This window comes from Citrobacter sp. CK198 (assembly GCF_030333295.1).
In the GTDB taxonomy this organism is placed as follows: Bacteria; Pseudomonadota; Gammaproteobacteria; order Enterobacterales; family Enterobacteriaceae; genus Citrobacter_B; species Citrobacter_B koseri.
In genome coordinates this window covers 1,208-2,491 of record NZ_JAOWGE010000033.1, presented here as the reverse complement: position 1 = coordinate 2,491, position 1,284 = coordinate 1,208, and the positions used below count along the sequence as shown (strand labels likewise).

The window sequence follows — 1,284 nt, the reverse complement described above, 5'->3', positions numbered from 1 at the left end:
GTCGCTGCCGCAGCTTCGGTGCATGGTTTAGCCCCGTTACATCTTCCGCGCAGGCCGACTCGACCAGTGAGCTATTACGCTTTCTTTAAATGATGGCTGCTTCTAAGCCAACATCCTGGCTGTCTGGGCCTTCCCACATCGTTTCCCACTTAACCATGACTTTGGGACCTTAGCTGGCGGTCTGGGTTGTTTCCCTCTTCACGACGGACGTTAGCACCCGCCGTGTGTCTCCCGTGATAACATTCTCCGGTATTCGCAGTTTGCATCGGGTTGGTAAGCCGGGATGGCCCCCTAGCCGAAACAGTGCTCTACCCCCGGAGATGAATTCACGAGGCGCTACCTAAATAGCTTTCGGGGAGAACCAGCTATCTCCCGGTTTGATTGGCCTTTCACCCCCAGCCACAGGTCATCCGCTAATTTTTCAACATTAGTCGGTTCGGTCCTCCAGTTAGTGTTACCCAACCTTCAACCTGCCCATGGCTAGATCACCGGGTTTCGGGTCTATACCCTGCAACTTAACGCCCAGTTAAGACTCGGTTTCCCTTCGGCTCCCCTATACGGTTAACCTTGCTACAGAATATAAGTCGCTGACCCATTATACAAAAGGTACGCAGTCACCCCATAAAGAGGCTCCCACTGCTTGTACGTACACGGTTTCAGGTTCTTTTTCACTCCCCTCGCCGGGGTTCTTTTCGCCTTTCCCTCACGGTACTGGTTCACTATCGGTCAGTCAGGAGTATTTAGCCTTGGAGGATGGTCCCCCCATATTCAGACAGGATACCACGTGTCCCGCCCTACTCATCGAGCTCACAGCCTGTGCATTTTCGTGTACGGGACTTTCACCCTGTACCGTGCGACTTTCCAGACGCTTCCACTAACACACAAGCTGATTCAGGCTCTGGGCTCCTCCCCGTTCGCTCGCCGCTACTGGGGGAATCTCGGTTGATTTCTTTTCCTCGGGGTACTTAGATGTTTCAGTTCCCCCGGTTCGCCTCGTTAGCCTATGTATTCAGCTAACGATGATGCACCGTAGTGCACCGGGTTTCCCCATTCGGACATCGCCGGGTCAAGGGTTCATATCACCTCGCCGGCGCTTTTCGCAGATTAGCACGTCCTTCATCGCCTCTGACTGCCAGGGCATCCACCGTGTACGCTTGGTCGCTTAACCTCACAACCCGAAGATGTTTCGTGAAACATTTCGCGTTGCGAAAATTTGAGAGACTCATACACACTTTACGTGTGTCGTTTCAATTTTCAGCTTGATCCAGATTTTTAAAGAGCAAA

Annotated in this window: 1 rRNA gene (running past one end of the window); it reads right to left on the bottom strand. The window is 52.6% G+C overall.

From position 1 onward, the window contains the following. Positions 1-1,168: ribosomal RNA gene (locus OGY62_RS15135) — 23S ribosomal RNA — on the bottom strand; it reaches 1,728 nt to the left of the window's first position. Positions 1,169-1,284 lie beyond the last annotated feature (116 nt).